This window comes from Nonomuraea cavernae, from assembly GCF_014646355.1.
Classification (GTDB): Bacteria; Actinomycetota; Actinomycetes; order Streptosporangiales; family Streptosporangiaceae; genus Nonomuraea; species Nonomuraea cavernae.
Window position 1 is genome coordinate 422572 of sequence record NZ_BMNH01000002.1, and the last position, 16220, is coordinate 438791.

15 protein-coding genes are annotated in these 16220 nt (G+C 72.8%); 7 read left to right on the forward strand and 8 right to left on the reverse strand.

The genetic code is table 11. The features are described 5' to 3' along the window. Positions 1–58 precede the first annotated feature (58 nt). The 4 genes from IEY82_RS06290 to IEY82_RS06305 are packed head-to-tail and all read right to left on the reverse strand — an operon-like array spanning position 59 to position 4788. The gene (locus IEY82_RS06290) at positions 59–1234 is read right to left on the reverse strand and encodes a hypothetical protein (protein ID WP_189123006.1); all 1176 of its coding nucleotides are present in this window, start codon (positions 1232–1234) and stop codon (positions 59–61) included. A 24-nt stretch (positions 1235–1258) separates the two neighbouring features. After that, positions 1259–1969, reverse strand: coding sequence for an ABC transporter ATP-binding protein (locus IEY82_RS06295; protein WP_189123007.1), 711 nt, complete (start codon positions 1967–1969; stop codon positions 1259–1261). Further along, positions 1966–3816 carry a dipeptide/oligopeptide/nickel ABC transporter permease/ATP-binding protein gene (locus IEY82_RS06300; RefSeq protein WP_189123008.1) on the reverse strand — a complete coding sequence of 617 codons (1851 nt, stop codon included), beginning with the start codon at positions 3814–3816 and terminating at the stop codon, positions 1966–1968. The genes IEY82_RS06295 and IEY82_RS06300 overlap by 4 nt, the downstream gene beginning before the upstream one ends. Then, positions 3817–4788, reverse strand: a complete 972-nt coding sequence (locus IEY82_RS06305) for an ABC transporter permease (RefSeq protein WP_225262208.1) — start codon at positions 4786–4788, stop codon at positions 3817–3819. Between the two features lie 196 nt (positions 4789–4984). Here IEY82_RS06305 and IEY82_RS06310 point away from each other — a divergent pair, with 196 nt between their 5' ends. Further along, positions 4985–6589, forward strand: a complete 1605-nt coding sequence (locus tag IEY82_RS06310; protein ID WP_189123010.1) for an ABC transporter substrate-binding protein — start codon at positions 4985–4987, stop codon at positions 6587–6589. A 68-nt stretch (positions 6590–6657) separates the two neighbouring features. On the opposite strand, the gene IEY82_RS06315 is transcribed toward IEY82_RS06310, so the two are convergent. The 3 genes from IEY82_RS06315 to IEY82_RS06325 are packed head-to-tail and all read right to left on the reverse strand — an operon-like array spanning position 6658 to position 10263. Then, complete coding sequence (locus tag IEY82_RS06315; protein ID WP_189123011.1) at positions 6658–8250, reverse strand: PucR family transcriptional regulator; 1593 nt, start codon at positions 8248–8250, stop codon at positions 6658–6660. Beyond that, complete coding sequence (locus tag IEY82_RS06320; RefSeq protein ID WP_189123012.1) at positions 8240–8992, reverse strand: GNAT family N-acetyltransferase; 753 nt, start codon at positions 8990–8992, stop codon at positions 8240–8242. Before IEY82_RS06320 ends, IEY82_RS06315 begins: the two co-directional genes overlap by 11 nt. Continuing rightward, complete coding sequence (locus IEY82_RS06325; RefSeq protein ID WP_189123013.1) at positions 8989–10263, reverse strand: serine hydrolase domain-containing protein; 1275 nt, start codon at positions 10261–10263, stop codon at positions 8989–8991. Before IEY82_RS06325 ends, IEY82_RS06320 begins: the two co-directional genes overlap by 4 nt. A gap of 118 nt (positions 10264–10381) precedes the next feature. Here IEY82_RS06325 and IEY82_RS06330 point away from each other — a divergent pair, with 118 nt between their 5' ends. From IEY82_RS06330 to IEY82_RS06345, 4 genes are read left to right on the forward strand one after another with little or no spacing between them, the layout of a single operon-like run. Further along, a complete protein-coding gene (locus tag IEY82_RS06330; RefSeq protein WP_189123014.1) occupies positions 10382–11902 on the forward strand; it encodes an N-acyl-D-amino-acid deacylase family protein in 1521 nt (506 codons plus the stop codon). A 20-nt stretch (positions 11903–11922) separates the two neighbouring features. Further along, positions 11923–12513, forward strand: a complete 591-nt coding sequence (locus tag IEY82_RS06335; RefSeq protein WP_189123015.1) for a GNAT family N-acetyltransferase — start codon at positions 11923–11925, stop codon at positions 12511–12513. 2 nt (positions 12514–12515) lie between these two features. Next, a complete protein-coding gene (locus IEY82_RS06340; RefSeq protein WP_268241126.1) occupies positions 12516–13817 on the forward strand; it encodes an RNA polymerase sigma factor in 1302 nt (433 codons plus the stop codon). A gap of 43 nt (positions 13818–13860) precedes the next feature. Beyond that, positions 13861–14622: an SDR family NAD(P)-dependent oxidoreductase gene (locus IEY82_RS06345; protein ID WP_189123016.1), complete on the forward strand. Its 762-nt coding sequence runs from the start codon at positions 13861–13863 to the stop codon at positions 14620–14622. A gap of 27 nt (positions 14623–14649) precedes the next feature. Here the strand turns inward: IEY82_RS06345 and IEY82_RS06350 are convergent, their stop codons facing one another. Next, entirely contained in the window at positions 14650–14835 is a 186-nt protein-coding gene (locus IEY82_RS06350) for a hypothetical protein (RefSeq protein ID WP_189123017.1), read from the reverse strand. 253 nt (positions 14836–15088) lie between these two features. Here IEY82_RS06350 and IEY82_RS06355 point away from each other — a divergent pair, with 253 nt between their 5' ends. Together IEY82_RS06355 and IEY82_RS06360 are read left to right on the forward strand one after the other, a co-directional pair. After that, the gene (locus IEY82_RS06355; protein ID WP_189123018.1) at positions 15089–15616 is read left to right on the forward strand and encodes a hypothetical protein; all 528 of its coding nucleotides are present in this window, start codon (positions 15089–15091) and stop codon (positions 15614–15616) included. A gap of 181 nt (positions 15617–15797) precedes the next feature. Then, a complete protein-coding gene (locus IEY82_RS06360) occupies positions 15798–16202 on the forward strand; it encodes a VOC family protein (protein ID WP_189123019.1) in 405 nt (134 codons plus the stop codon). Positions 16203–16220: the final 18 nt, after the last annotated feature.

Genomic DNA, 16220 nt, shown 5'->3' on the forward strand with positions numbered 1-16220 from the left:
TTCATTATGCGATGAGTTTAACCACCGGGCCGGCCGAGGGTCAACGACAGGGACTCCGTCACGTCATGTACCGCACGATCGTGTCGCCCCCCACGCCCCACAGCAACGTCCCTCCTGCGGTCTGGGTCACCGCGGTGATGGGGCCAGGCGGCCGGACGGAACGCCATGGTCCGTCTCCCCGCGTCAACAGGCGATAGCCATCGGGGCCTTCAGGTGTCCAACGGGTGGTGGCTGCCCAGAGCGCTCCGCGGCTGTCGCGTGCCAGACCGGTTATCTGCCCGCCGCTCACGTTGACGGCCTGCCAACTACCGCCGTTCCACTGGTACAGCACTGGACGAAAGGCGCCGTCCGGGGTCGTGAAGCCGCCCGCGGCCCACACCTTGTCGCCGTCAACAGCCAGAACCGCTTTGAGTGTCGTGTCGAAGCTGACTGCCGACTCCGCCACGGAAAGCGGCGTCCGCCGCCAGGATCTCCCGTCGAAATACGCGGCGGCCGGGACACCGCAGGTCCCCCTGCCACATGGCGTGGAAACCTCACCCACCGCCCAGATGCTCTCCGGCGACAACGCCTGAGCGGCTTGCACGTTGATGGGGATCGGGTGGTCGGTCCAGCGACTCCCGTCGAAATAGCGCGCCTTGCGGCCGAACGTCCATGCACGACCGCCGGGCAGAGCCAGCACTTCCTCCTGCCGCATCCCAGGCGTGTGGGACCATCGCTGCCCGTCGAAGTGGAGCAGCCCGTCCTCGCCGCCTTCGGGATCGTGAGCGATGACCCACACGTTGCCGGGGTCGGAGGCATCCACCCTGGTGAGGTGACACATACGCACCTCCTTGGGCAGAGCGTCCATGACCTTGCGCCAGCGCCTGCCGTCCCATTCCGCCAGCAACGGCTCGTGCCCGGCAGTGCTGTAGGCCCGTTCGCCCACCGCCCAGGCTCTGTCTTCGCCCACCGCCGCGACGTCGGTGAACATCACCGACTGAAACACTTGCTCCCTGTCGTCGCCTTTTTGACGGTAGACGACCTTCCATCGGCCCGCTGACCGACTCGTCTGGGCAGGGACGGGAGTCTTCGTCGTCCCGTCCCTGCCGAGCTGTTCTCCAAGAGACGGGCGAGCCGAGGGCGGCTCATGGGGCGCGGCCGCAGAGCGACTCGGCGTGCCGGAGCCGGAGAGCTCACCGTTGGCCCCACACGCGGCGACCAGTGACATGATCACGCACACGGCGACACGCTTCATTTCCGTGATCTTAGACTGCCCCACTCACTGGCGCAGTCTCGGGATCGACTCCAGGAGGGTGCGGGTGTACGGGTCCTGAGGGTCGGACATGACGGCGTCGACCGGGCCCTGCTCGACGACGCGGCCCTGGCTCATGACCGCCACCCGGTCGCTCACGTACCTGACGACGGCCAGGTTGTGCGAGATGAACAGCAGGGTGAGACCCAGCTCGCGCTGGATCTCGCGCACCAGGTTGAGCACCATGCCCTGCACCGAGACGTCGAGCGACGAGGTGATCTCGTCGGCGATCACCACCTCGGGCCGCGCGGCGAGCGCCCGCGCCAGGGCCACCCGCTGGCGCTGCCCACCGGACAGGTGCCGGGGCAGCCGGGTGGCGTGCTCGCGCTCCAGGCCGACCAGTCCGAGCAGCCGGGCGACCTCACCGGCCGTCCGGCCGGACCGGGGCAGCGCCTCGGTGATGGCCGCGCCGATGCTCATGCGCGGGTCCAGCGAGGAGTACGGGTCCTGGAAGACGAGCTGGACGGCCCGCCTCCGGTCCGGCGTGATCCGGCCGGAGGCCAGCGGCACCAGCCCCACCGCCGCCCTGGCCAGCGTGGACTTGCCGCAGCCCGACTCCCCCACCAGGCCGGCGACCGTGCCCGAGGGCACCTCAAGGTCCACCCCGCGCACCACCTCGGCCGCGTGGCGGCCGCGGCCGAGCCGGACCCGCACGTCGTGGAACTCCAGCGCCGTCACGATCCCACCTCGTTCCCTCTCAGACCGTTCACCCTCGGATCGTTGTCCCTCGGATCGTTCACCCTGAGATCGTCCCGGCCGGACTCCCCGGCCCGCATCGCGTCGCTCGCCACCGGCCGGTCCACCGGGTGCCAGCAGCGCACGCCCGCCTCCAGGGCGGGCAGTTCGTTCCGGCAGCGTTCGTCCGCCCGCTCGCACCTCGGCGCGAACGGGCAGCCCGCCGCCGGGTCGGCCGGTGACGGCATCCGCCCGGGGATCGTGGCCAGCGGGAGCGAGCGGTCGGCGGCCATGTCCGGCACCGACGCCAGCAGCGCCCGCGTGTAGGGGTGGGCGGGCCCGGCGAGCAGCCGCTCGACGGTCAGGTCCTCCACGATCACTCCGGCGTACATGACGAGCACCCGCGAGCACAGCTGCGCCACCACGGCGAGGTCGTGCGAGATGAGCAGGATCGCCGCGCCGGTGGTGGAGCTGACCTCGCGCAGCAGGTCGAGGATCTGCTTCTGCACGGTGACGTCCAGCGCCGTGGTCGGCTCGTCGGCGATGATCACCCGCGGGCCGCCCATCAGGCCCATCGCGATCATCGCGCGCTGGCGCATGCCGCCCGACAGCTCGTGCGGGTACTGCGCGGCCACCCGCGCCGCCGCCGCGATGTGCACGTCGTCCAGCCGGGTCACCGCCCGCTCCCAGGCCGCCCGCCGGGCCAGCCGCCCGTGCGTCCGGGCCACCTCGGCGAGCTGGGTGCCGACCCGCAGGGCGGGGTTGAGCGAGGTCATCGGGTCCTGGAAGACCATCGCGGTCTCGCCGGCCGTGATCGAGCCGGACACCACGCCGGGTGGTTCGACCAGGCCGGAGACGGCCAGCGCGGTGAGCGACTTGCCGGAGCCCGACTCGCCGACGAGGCCGACGCGCTCGCCCGGCGCGACCGTGAACGACACGCCCTTGACCGCTGCGGCGTCGCCGTACGAGACGCGCAGGTCGGTGACCGTGAGGGCGTCGCCGGGCACGGGCCGGGCCGAGCGGCCGGACGGGCGCGTGACGGCGGCACGCCCGCCGAAGACCTGGGCGGCGAACTCGCCCAGCACGTTGAACGCCAGCCCGGCCAGCACGACCGCGACGCCGGGGGCGAGGGCGGCGGCCGGGTTGAGGTAGACGCGGTTGAGGCCCTCGTTGAGCAGCAGCCCCCAGTCGTAGTCGGGCGCCTGCACGCCGAGCCCGAGGAAGGACAGCGCGGCGAAGGCCAGCAGCGCGCCGCCCGCGCCGAGGGTGGCCTGCACGATCAGCGGCTCCCCGATGTTCGGCAGGATGTGCCGGACCAGCATCCGGACCCGGCCGACGCCGAGCACCCTGGCCGCGGCCACGAAGTCGCGTCCGGCGACGGAGGCGGCGAGCGTCTGCGTGAGCCGGGCGAACGCCGGCACGCTCGCCAGCCCGATCGCCAGCGCCGCCGACCGGCCGCCGGTGCCCAGCACCACCGCGAGCACCAGCGCGATCAGCAGCCCGGGGAAGGCGACGACCAGGCCGATGAATCCGTTGACGAGCCGCCCGGCGCGGCGGCCGAGCACGGCGGGCAGGCCGCCGAGCAGCAGCCCGCCGGCGACGGCGACGCCCGTGGCGAGCAGCGCCAGGCCGATGGTGGGGCGCGCGGCGACCATCACCCTGGCCAGCACGTCGCGGCCGAGGCCGTCGGTGCCCATCGGGTGGGCGGCCGACGCGCCCTGGGTGAGCGCCAGCGTGTCGGTCCTGACGGCGTCGTCGGCCCAGATGACGGGGCCGAGCACGACGGCGAACAGCAGGAACGCCAGCGACACGACCGCCGCGACGCCCAGCGGGCTGCGGAGCCTGCGCATTCAGTCCTCCCGGATCGTGGAGCGGGGGTCGAGCCTGCCCAGGGCCACGTCGACGGCGAGGTTCACCAGGAGCACGGCGCCGCCGTACACGAGCACGACGCCCTGCACGACGGGGTAGTCCTTGGCCTTGATCGCGTCGACCAGGGCACTGCCGAGGCCGGGCCAGGCGAAGACGTTCTCCACCAGGACGCTGCCGGCGATCAGCCCGGAGATCAGCAGGCCGCCGATGGTGAGGGCGCCGGTGAGCAGGTTGGGCAGGGCGTGCCGCAGGTGGATGAGCCGGGCGGGCAGCCGTTTGGCGCGGGCGGTGCGCATGTAGTCGGACGACAGCACGCCGAGCGCCTCGACCCGGACGATCCGGCCCAGCGCGGCGGCCGGGCCGACGGCCAGCGCCAGCGTGGGCAGCACGTAGAAGCGCGGCCCCATCTCGCCGGTGACGTCGGCGACCGGCAGCACCTCCAGCGTGATCGCGAACACCACGATCAGCGCGACCGCGAGCAGGAACTCGGGCACGACGGCCAGCAGGCCGCTGACCCCGGTGAAGAGCAGCTCCGCGCCGCGCCGCCGGCCGCCGCGGGTCCAGGCGGCCATCGCCATGCCGACCGGGATCGCGGTGATCATCACGACCGCGAAGGCGACGAGGGCGAGCAGGGCGGTGTACGGCAGGCGGTCGGCGATGGTCTGGGCCACCGGAAGGCCGGAGACCATGGACTCGCCCAGGTCGCCGGTGAACAGGCCGCCCAGGTGGCGCGCGTACTGCTCCCAGATCGGCAGGTCGAGGCCCAGCTCGTGGGTGCGGGCGGCGACCAGCTCGGGTGAGGCGGTGATGCCGAGCGCCGCCCTGACCGGGTCACCCGGGATGACGTGCACCATCGCGAACGTGGCCGTGATCAGTAAGGCCAGGGAGAGCAGGAAGCGGAGGAAGCGGCGGCCCAGGTACGCGGCCCAAGGGTGCCTCGGATGCACGGCCATGGCGGGCATCCTGCCATCCACCCCGCCGATCCGGAATCGTACGAATCGCCCAGTTAACGGGGCGAAGTATGTACGCCCCCACAAGGAGTGGTCCAGATATACGGCGAAATTTCGTGGCTTTGTCGGATCCCACGATGACCAGGTCAGCCACGGGGACCACGCTGGCCGATATCGCAACGGATGGATAGGAGATGATATGCGCGCTCGCCTGCTCGGGGTGCTCTGCGCGGTGGCCCTGGCGACCGCGGCGTGCGGGAACTCCGGCTCCGGCTCCGGTGACCCCGGTGGGGAGGCCAAGCCCGCGGGCTCCGGCCGCTACGCCACGGGTGCCACCTTCACCATGGCCATCATGGAGCCCGGCGACCTGAACCCGCTGATGACCGCCCTGTCCGACCCCCGGGGCGTCGACTTCTTCCTGTACGACACCCTGGTCTCCTACCAGGACGACGGCACGGTGCAGCCCGGCCTGGCCTCGGCCTGGAAGGACACGGCCACGTCGGTCGAGTTCACCCTGGCCAAGGGGGTGACGTGCGCCGACGGCTCGCCGCTGACGGCCGCGGACGTGGCCGGCAGCGTCAACTTCATCGCCGATCCGAAGAACAAGTCACAGTTGCTCGGCCTGTTCGTGCCCGCCGACCTCAAGGCCACGGCCGACGACGCGGCGGGCAAGGTGACGATGACGGTCGAGACGGCCGACCCGTTCCTGCTGCGCAGGCTGTCGTCGGTGTTCATCGTGTGCGGCAAGGGCCTGACCGACCCCGCCGGGCTCAAGGCCGGCAAGCACGGCACCGGCCTGTTCCAGATCACCGAGTCGGTGGCCGACGACCACTACACCCTGGCCAAGCGCCCCGAGTACGCCTGGGGTCCCGGCGGCGTGACCGGCGGGCAGGAGGGCCTGCCGGACAAGGTCGTGCTCAAGGTCGTCAAGAACGAGACGACGGCCGCCAACCTGCTGCTGTCCGGACAGCTCAACGCCGCCCACGTGATCGGCCCGGACCGGGCCCGGATGGAGGCCCAGAAGCTGTTCAAGAGCGAGATCCGGCTGATGTTCGGCGAGTTCACCTACAACCAGGCGCAGGGCCGGCCCACCCAGGACGAGCGGGTCCGTCAGGCGCTCACGATGGCGCTCGACCTGAACGAGCTCCAGCGGGTGGCGACCAGCGGCACGGGCGCGACACCGGAGGGCCTGAGCATGCAGCCCCGGGTCTGCCCCGGCGTCACCACCACCGCGCTGCCCCAGCACGACCCGGCGAAGGCGGCGGCCCTGCTCGACCAGGCGGGCTGGACCAAGGGCGCCGACGGCGTCCGGGCCAAGGACGGCAAGAAGCTGAAGCTGACGTACGTCTTCCTGACCGAGCACGGCGACCCCGGCAAGTCGGCGGCCGAGCTGATGAAGCAGAAGTGGACGGAGCTGGGCGTCGACACCGAGCTGAAGCAGATCCCCGGCACCCAGCTGGCCAGCGTGAGCGACGGTTCGATGGACTGGGACGCGGGCTGGATCCAGGTCAACGTGCCGCTGCCGAGCATGATGGTGCCGTTCCTGTCCGGTGAGGGCCCGCCGAAGGGCGCCAACTGGTCGACCATCAAGAACGCCGACTACGACCGCCTGATCGGCGAGGCGGCCAAGGCCACCGGCGAGGAGAGCTGCGCCAAGTGGAACGAGGCCGAGAAGGCCCTGTACCAGAAGGCGGACATCGTGCCGTTCGCGGACACGACCACGCCGCTCTACGGCAACGGCGCGGAGTTCGCCCGGCTGGGCGGCTCCTTCGCCCCGAGCACCATCCGGATGCTGGCCAAGTGATCGCCTGACGAGTGCCGCGCCCGGCCTGACGGGCGCGGCACTCGCGCCCGGTGCCAGGGGGCTCGCCGTCAGGAGTGCAGCCGCATCTGCAGACTGACGGCGAGACGGGCGTCGGGGTCGTCGAGGTCGAGCCCGGAGATCGTGGCGAGCCTGCGCAGCCGGTAGCGGAAGGTGTTCTGGTGCACCTGCACCGCCTTGGCCGCGGCGTGCACGTTGCCGAGCGCGTCGAGGTACGCCTTCAGGGTGCCGACCAGGTCCGTGCCGTGTTCGGCGTCGTAGGCGACCAGCTTCTCGTACGGCCCCGCCGGCGGCTGCTCCTCGGCCGCGACCAGGTCGCCCAGCTGCAGCAGGAGCGACTCGAAGTACACGTCGGCGTAGGCGGCGGCCACCCCCGACACCCCGCGGGCCCGCAGCACGCGCAGCGTCCGGGCGGCGTCGGACCGCGACCTGCCCACTTCGGCGAGCGTGCCGACCTGCCGTCCGACCCCGATCGCGGCCGGGAAGCGGCGCCCGGTCCTGGCCAGGAAGCTCTCCGCGACCCGCACCGCCCGCTGCTCGGCGTCGGCGGCCTGGGCGTGCAGGGGCAGCACCGCGTAGGCGACGCTGCCGATCAGCGCGGCGGCGGCGTGCGGGTGGATGGCGCCGACGTGCAGCGCGAGCGCGTCGCAGAACCGCTGCCGCTCCCCCTCGCGGCCGGCCACGTCGGCGAACGCGCTCTCGTCCAGCCCGGCGGCCAGCACGCAGACCCGCTCGGTGGCGATGCCGAGCCGGGCCGCCGCGTCGGCGGCGTCCCGGCCGCCCTCCAGCACCGTGGAGAGCAGGTCCGCGCGCAGGCGGCGTTGCGCGTCGGCTCCGGCGCGCTGCCGTAACAGGTGCAGCGCCACGATCTTGGCGGCGTCGCCGAACGCCCGGCGCCGGTGCTCCGGCAGCGGTCCCGGCACGGTCGCCCACATCGAGCCGAGGATCTCGTCCCCGGCGCGCACCGCGATGGCGGTCCTGGGCAGCATGCCGCCGCCGAGGTCGAAGAAGATCGGCTCGCGGTTCTGGTACAGCTCGCGGTAGATGCCGCGCTCCTCCTGCAGCCGCTGGTACTTCTCCGGCACCTTGCGCCCGAGCACGGTCTCCACCCGGGCCTGGTCGGCCTCGTCCTGCCGGCCGGAGAACGCCAGCACCCGCGACGACCGGTCCTCGATCGTGATGGGCGCGTCCAGCAGCTCGCAGACGGCGTTGGCCAGCGTGAACAGGTCGTCGCCGGACCCGGCCGGCTCGCCGGGCGAGCCCACGTCGCCCTCGGCCAGGATCGACCGGAGCAGCGCCGCCACCTGCGCCCACGACGCGGCCCTGGTCAGGCCGAGCAGCACCACCCCGGTCTCCAGGACCTTCGCGCGCACCGTCTCGTCCACCGCGACGGGCGACTTCACCACCAGGCCGGCCGCCCCCATCGGGCCGAGCGTGGTGAGCAGCTCGCGGATGCGGTCGGCGCCCTCCACGCCCACGCCCAGCAGGATCGTGCCCGGCGGCACGATCTGGTCGTCCAGCGGGTCGTAGATCTGCACGGTCGCCACCTCGACGTCCATCTCGCCCGGCGAGGCCACGATGTCGAGAAAGGTGGAGCCGAGATCGTCCAGAATGCGGCCAAGGGTGCTCAACCTAAGTCTCATCTCCCAGGAGATACCAGCCCTCGCGGGCGACGTCGACGATCACAATGCCCAGTTCACGTGCTGTGAGGAGCGCCTCCCGTACGCATGCGCGCCAGCGCTGGGCGGTGCCGGGCGCCATCGTGCGCAGCCGCTCGATGTCGTGCGGCATCGCGACCGCCAGCCGGGTCCCGTGCTCGGGGGTCCGGCCGGTGCGGACGGGCTCGTCGCCGTCGCGCCCGACCAGCACGAGCGCGTCGCGCGGATCGGCCTCGGGACGCGGGACGGGCGGGGCCGACAGGTCCCACACGACGTAGATCCGGTCGGTCGCCTCGCCCGCGTTGATCGCGTCGCGCATGGTGCCGTAGAAGTCCGGCAGGTAGGAGCCGGCGCGGGCGCCCAGCTTGTGGAAGTTCAGGTAGGCGTTCCGGCTGACCAGCGGGTCGAACGTCCACGACACCAGGCTCACGCCCCTGGCCAGCGCCCACTCCCGCTGGTGGCGTTTGAGCGCGTAGCCCGCTCCCCCGCGAGCCCCCGGCAGCACGCCGGTGATGTGCGAGTGCAGGTGGCCGTCCTGGGCGAAGAAGCCGATGGAGACGCCGATCAGCTCGTCCCCCGCCCAGGCGCCCGCGACGTACCCACCGACGTGCGCGATCGTCCGGATCAGGCCCGGTTCCAGCAGCTCCCTGCCCCAGATCTTGGTGATCAGGTCGGCGGCCCGGTGGTGCTCGGCGACGGTGGTCAGCTCGGTGATGGTGAGGGTCACGGGATCTTCGGGGTGGAACGCACACCGAAGTACAGGTACGGCGAGCCGTCCGCCAGGGTGTGGAACACCGCCTTGGTCCACAGCCGGTCGCCGGAGCGGCGGGCGAGGAAGACGGAGTCCCCGGCCGGCACGAGCTCGAACTCCAGCGGCGACTGGAGGTCGGCGTACTCGCCGGTCGACTCGTAGGTGAGCCGCAGGTCGCGCACGGTGATCCGGGCGCCGGTGCGCTCGTACACGCCGTCGTGCCGGCCCGCCTCCACCGCCACCGGGGTCTCGGGCGGCCGCGGCGGCGCCGGCGGCCGGACCCCGCACAGCGCGGGGAAGAGCTGCTCGGCCACCGCCTGGATGAGGCCGTCGGTGTCACCACCGTTGCACAGCAGCGCGACGACGACGTCCTGGTCCGGCAGCACCCAGAGCATCGCCGCCTGGCCGATCGTGTTGCCGCCGTGCAGCCTCACGGGCGTGCCGTCCCACGTGTCGAGGATCCAGCCGAGCCCCCAGTGCGTGCCGTACACCCGGCCGGGCAGCTCGATCTGCGGCTCGGCCATGGCCTGGACGCTCGCCCGGCTGAGGACGGCGGGCTCGACGAAGGCGCGGCCGAAGCGGACCAGGTCGGCGGCCGTGGCGCAGATCTGCCCGGCGGGGCTGTTGGAGCGGGTGATGCCCCAGACCCCGGTCGGCTCGTTGGCGTCGCCGAGGTGGCCGGTGGCCGCGCGGAAGCGGATCACGTCCTCGGGCAGCGTCCAGGTGTGGGTCAGTCCGAGGGGGTCGATCAGCTGCTCGCGCAGCGCCGTGTCCCACACCTTGCCGGTCACCCGCTCGACGACCCGGCCCGCGACGGAGAAGGCGCCGTTGCTGTAGGAGTGGGTGGCGCCGACGGGGTGGGTGAGGGGCCGGCTCGCGATGGCCGTGACGTACTTCTCCAGGCAGTCGTCGCCCCGGCCCGTGTCGTGGAAGAAGTCGCCGTCGATCCCGCTGGTGTGCGAGAGCAGGTGCCTGACCAGCACGCCGCCGCCGATCTCGGGCAGCACCTCGGCCACCGGGGTGTCGAGCGTCAGCCTGCCCTCCTCGACCAGGAGCATGATCTGGGCCGTCGTCCAGACCTTGGTCACCGAACCGATCTGGAACAGGGAGTCGGGCGTGGCCGCCACACCGGTGTCCAGGTTGAGCAGACCCGCGACCTCGCGGTGGGTCTCGCCCTGGTGCCAGTAGGCCAGGGAGGCCCCGGGCACGCGGAACTCCTTGATCAGTTCTGCCAGCCGAATCGTCATGCTGGCACGCTAGGCGGTCCGTCGGCCGCCTCTCTTCGTCGCATCGGACCAACACGGGCCACCTTGTTAGGTCATTCACGACAAGAATTTCCGGCATGTCAGGTGTTGGGTGGATCGCATGATTGATCTGATCCTGCGCGGCGGCACAGTGCACGACGGGCTGGGCTCGGCCGCCGAGACGGCGGACGTGGCGATCTCCGGCGGCCGGGTGGTCGCCGTCGGCCCCGGCCTCTCGGGCGCCCGCCGGGAGCTGGACGTGGCCGGGCTGATCGTCGCGCCGGGGTTCGTGGACGCCCACGCGCATTCGGATCTGGTGCCGCTGATGGACGAGCCGCAGCCGTTCAAGCTGCTGCAGGGCGTGACGACCGAGATCAACGGCAACTGCGGCTACTCCTACGCGCCCGACGCCTCCCGGCTGGAGGAGCTGACCGGGGTCTGCGTGCCCGACTGGACCTTCGCCGGCTACCTGTCGGCCGTCGCCGTCGCCGGGCCGTCGAACCACGTGGCGACCCTGGTCGGGCACTCGACGCTGCGGGGGGCGGTGGCGGGGTTCGCGCCGGACCTGGCCGAGGGCGACCTGGACCGGATGTGCGAGCTGGCCGCCGACGCCTTCGAGGCGGGCGCGTGCGGGCTGTCCAGCGGGCTGATCTATCCGCCCGGGAGCTACGCCGGCACCGGCGAGCTGGTCGCGCTGGCCCGGGTCGCGCACCGGTACGGCGTGCCGTACACGACGCATCTGCGCGACGAGGGCGCCGCGGTCGGTGAGGCCCTGGACGAGGCCGTCGAGATCGCCCGGCGGGCCCGGGTGCGGCTGCAGGTGTCGCACTGCAAGGTCGCCGGCCGGCCCAACCACGGGCGGGCGTCCCTGCTGCTGGACAGGCTGCGCGCCGCGCGGGCCGCCGGCGTGGACGTGCGCGGCGACCAGTACCCCTACCTGGCGGGCTCCACCGTGCTGGCGGCACTGCTCCCGCCGTCGGCGCTGGCGGGCGGCCGGCTGCGGGAGGTGCTCGCCTCCCCCGCCGAGCGCCTGCGGCTCCGCTCGGTGGCCGAGGCGGGCGGGACGGGTTCGGGGCTCTGGCGGGACGCCGTACCGGCCGGGATCCTCGTCACCTCGCACGCCGACGCCTCCTTCACCGGCCGCGCGCTGGCCGACATCGCCGGGGACCGCGACCCGTGGGAGGTCGCCTGCGACCTCGTCGCGGCGGACCCGGCCGCGCAGATGGTGATCGAGATGATGGCCGAGGAGGACGTGACCGAGATCATGGCCGATCCGCTCATCGCCATCGGCTCGGACAACGGGCCGCCCACCGGCCTGGAGCATCCGCGCACGTGGGGCTGCTTCCCGCGGTTCCTCGGCGGCTACGTACGGGAGCGGGGCGTGGTCGGCTGGGCCGAGGCGGTGCGCAAGATGACCTCCGCCACCGCCGACCAGTTCGGGCTGCGCGGCAGGGGGTGGCTCGGCGCCGGGGCGTACGCCGACGTCTGCGTCTTCGACCCGGCCACGGTCGGCCACGCGGGCACCTACACCGCTCCGTCCGCCCGTCCCACGGGCATCGTGCACGTGCTGCTGGAGGGGCGGGTCGTCGTGGAGTCGGGCGAGTTCACCGGCGGCCGCCACGGCCGCGTCCTGCACCCCTGACCCGCGTTAGCGTGGGGCCGGTGGAGATCTACTCAGAGACCGACCGCCTTATCCTGCGCCGGTTCACCGGAGCCGACGCCGACCTTCTGTTCGAGCTGCACAACGACCCCGACGTCATGCGCTTCCTCAACGGCGGCAAGCCGACCCCCCGTGACGTGATCGTGAACGAGACGCTGCCCCGCTACGTCTCCTCAGGCTTCTTCGCCGCGATCGAACGCTCCACCGGCGCCTTCCTCGGCTGGTTCCACCTGCGCCCGCCGGAGGGCGGCGACCCCGCCGAGCCGGAGCTGGGCTATCGCCTGCACAAGTCCGCGTGGGGCAGGGGCTACGGCACCGAGGGGTCGCTCGCGCTGATCGGCAAGGCCTTCGGCGAGCTGGGCGCCCGGCGCGTCTTCGCCACGACCATGGCCGTCAACCAGGGGTCGCGCCGCGTCATGGAGAAGTGCGGGCTGCGCCACGTGCGCACGCACTTCGACCACTGGCCCGAGCCCATCGAGGGGTCGGAGGAGGGGGAGGTGGAGTACGAGATCCTCCGCTCCGACTGGGAGGCGCGCGGCGAAGCCCGGCCGGCCCGTGACGAGGCAGTGAGACGGTCGCGAGGGCAGGGGTGAGCGTGCGGCATGACGCCGAGCCCGGCGGGCCGGCCGGCGATGAGATGGGGGCGCTGGACGCGGGCGGCCCCCGGGCCGCAGGTGTCTCGGTGGCCGAGGTCGAGCAGGTGTTCCGGCGGGAGTACGCGCGGGCGGTGGCCGTGCTGGTGGGGCGGTTCGGCGACATCGACCTGGCCGAGGAGGCGGTCCAGGACGCGTTCGCCGTGGCCGTGGACCGCTGGCCGGCCACCGGGGCGCCGCCGAGCCCGGCCGGCTGGATCATCACCACGGCCCGCAACCGGGCGATCGACCGGTTGCGCCGCGAGGCGTCCCGCGACGACCGGCACGCCGCGGCGGCCCTGCTGCACGCCTCAGGCGAACCGGCCGAGCAGGGTGCCGTGCCCGACGACCGGCTGCGCCTGATCTTCACCTGCTGCCATCCCGCTCTCGCCGTCTCCGCCCAGGTGGCGCTGACCCTTCGCCTCCTCGGCGGCCTCGGCACCGGGGAGATCGCGCGGGCCTTCCTCGTGTCGGAGCCGACGATGGCGCAGCGGCTGGTCCGGGCCAAGGGCAAGATCCGTGACGCGCGGATCCCGTACCGCGTGCCGGCCGAGGCCGACCTCCCCGGCCGCGTGCGTGCCGTGCTGGCGGTCGTCTACCTCATCTTCACCGAGGGCCACACCGCGAGCTCCGGAGCCGACCTCGTCCGCGACGACCTGTGCGACGAGGCCATCCGGCTCGGCAGACTGCTGGCCGAGCTGCTGCCGGACGAGCCGGAGGTCGTCGGCCTGCTCGCGCTCATGCTGCTCCTGCACGCGCGCCGGGCGACCCGCGCCACGCCCGACGGGAGCCTCGTGCTGCTGGCCGCGCAGGACCGCCGTCTCTGGGACCACGACCTCATCGCCGAGGGCCAGGAGCTGGTCCGCGCGTGCCTGCGGCGCGACCGGCCGGGGCCGTACCAGATCCAGGCGGCGATCAACGCCGTGCACGCGGACGCGCCGCGCGCCGACGCCACGGACTGGGAGCAGATCCTGCGGCTGTACGACCAGCTTCTCGCGTGCGCCCCGACGCCGGTCGTGGCTCTGAACCGGGCGGTCGCGCTGGCCGAGGTGGCGGGCCCGGCCGAGGCGCTCGCCGTGGTCGACGGCCTCGGCCTGGACGCCTACCACCTGTTCCACGCGATCCGCGCCGACCTGCTGCGCCGCCTCGGTCGCACCGCCGAGGCGGCGCAGGCGTACGAGGAGGCCGTCGCCCGCACGGGCAACGCCGCCGAACGCGCCTTCCTCCAGGGCCGCCGCGACGCGCTCATCCCTGGTGAAGGGTGACCAACCTGGTGCACTGGTCAGACCAGTCGCTAGGGTGGCCCGCATGGGATATGACGCGTTGTTCCGCCTCGACGGGCGGCGGGCTGTGGTGATCGGCGCCGGGAGCGGCATCGGGCGGGAGTCGGCGCTGGCGCTGGCGGCCCACGGCGCGAACGTGGTGTGCGCGGACCGCGATCCGGAATCGGCCGAGGAGACGGCGTCGCGCTGCGGCGGCACGGCCCGGGAGCTGGACGTGCTCGACGGCGGCTCCATCCAGGCGCTCGCCGCCGAGGCCCCCGCGGACGTGCTGGTGTTCACCCCGGCGACCAACGTGCGCAAGCGGCTGCTCGACTACTCCGCCGAGGAGTTCGGCCGGGTCGTCGACCTCAACCTGCGCGCCTCCTTCGACCTGGTGCGAGCGTTCGGGGCGGGGATGGTGGAGCGCGGGCGCGGGTCCATCATCGGGTTCGCGTCGATCCGGGCCTCGGTGACGGAGCCCGGCCAGGGCGTCTACTCGGCCACCAAGGCGGGGCTGGTGCAGTTGCTGCGCACGGCCGCCGCCGAGTTCGGGCCGCGCGGGGTGCGGGTCAACGCCATCGCGCCCGGGGTGGTGGAGACGCCGCTGACCAGCCAGATCAAGGCCGACCCCGCCTGGTACGACGCCTACGCGGCCAAGAGCGCGCTCGGCCGGTGGGCCCGGGCCGACGAGATGGCCGGGGCCGTGGTCTACCTGGCCAGCGACGCGGCCGGCTTCGTGACCGGCTCGGTCCTCTACGTGGACGGCGGCTGGACCGCGATCGACGGCCGCTTCGACCCGCCCAACTAGCGGCGGCCCACCAGGCGAGCCCCCCGCTCACGCCTCCGTGGGTTCGTCATAGCCCTCGGCCTGTCCGTGGACCTCCTCGTCGGGGTCGCCCTCCGACTGGTTGGCCGGGTCGGTGGGCGAGGGGCTGAACTCGTCGGCGAACTCGGGTTCGCCGTGATCCTCTTCCGGGTCACGCCTGTCCGCCAAGGGTGCCGTCTCATCCGGCTGCGACATGCCGCTCCTCAGGTGATCGGGTCGGGTGCACGGGCCCCGTGTCTCGGCACCGGACCCGCATCTCGCCTGCCACAGAGAACGCCGGGCAAACCACACCGGCCATCGCCCCGGTCGCGCCGCCGCCCCTGCCGCACCCGGCGCGCCTCGCGCTCCACCAACGCGCGCCGGGCATCCCGGAGCGGGAGGCCACACGGGGAGATTATTTGGCGTTTGTGCAGGGTAGACGCCTGCAATGACTCGTCGAACGTCCGTCGTGGCAGCTCTGCTGACCGTCACCGCGGTCAGCGCCGGTTGCACCGGCCTGACCTACGACTCCGAGGACGTCACCCGCATCCACGCCCCGCAGAACGACGGCGCCAACGCGAGCGTCCGCACGATGCACCTGCGCAACGCCTTCCTGCTGGCCGGCGGACGCGACCTCGCGCTGTACGCCATCCTGGTCAACGACGGCAACCGGAGCGACACCCTGGAGCGGGTCACCGCGGGGCAGGGGGTGCGGGTACAGCTCCCCGCACCGGTGGACGTGCCGGCCAAGCGCCTCGTGGGCGCCGAGGGGCCGATCGCGACCGTCACCGGAGTGACCGGTTCACGCTGGGTGCCCATGACGTTCACGCTGAAACGCGCCGGCGAGATGCGCGTCATGGTGCCGGTCCAGGAGCGGAGAGGCCAGTACGCGACCCTGAGCCCCTCCGCGCCCGGCTCACCGACGCCCGCACCCGCACCCACCTCACCCGCTCCGTCCGCACCCCGCGGCCCCACCCCGCCCACCCGGACTCCCTGACCCCGGTCCGGCCGATGACGGCAACGCCGTGCGCTCGACGGCGCGGCGAGTCGTCCGGCTGCTCTCACGCGCCCGGACTGGCCCGCCTCGCTCCCTTGACCGAGCCGACTGGCTTAGAGTATTGCTTTAAAGTGCGACTCTAATCTAAAGCGTCGTCTCCCTGAGGTCATGGAGGTTTCCGATGGTCGTGCTGGGCGGATTCCATCACGTCAAGCTGCCCGTCTCCGACGTGCACAAGAGCCTTGAGTGGTACCGGCGGGTGCTCCGCCTCGACCTGGCGATCGAGTTCGTCGAGGACGGCGTGCTGCGCGGCGTGGCGCTGACCGACCCGGCACGGACGGTGACGCTGGCACTGCGCGAGGAGCCGCGGCTGGCCGCGCAGCTGAGCGGCTTCGACCCGGTCGCGCTCGGCGTGCCGACGCTGGAGGCGCTGCGGGCCTGGGCGGATCATCTCGACGTCCTGGGCGAACGACATGGCGAGATCGCCGAGGGCAGCGTCGGGTGGCTGATCCCCGGCCTCATCGATCCCGACGGCATCGAGATCCGCCTCTACACCCTGCAAGAGCAGTCAGCTTCTCGGCCGTGAACGACCAAGCTTGCAGCT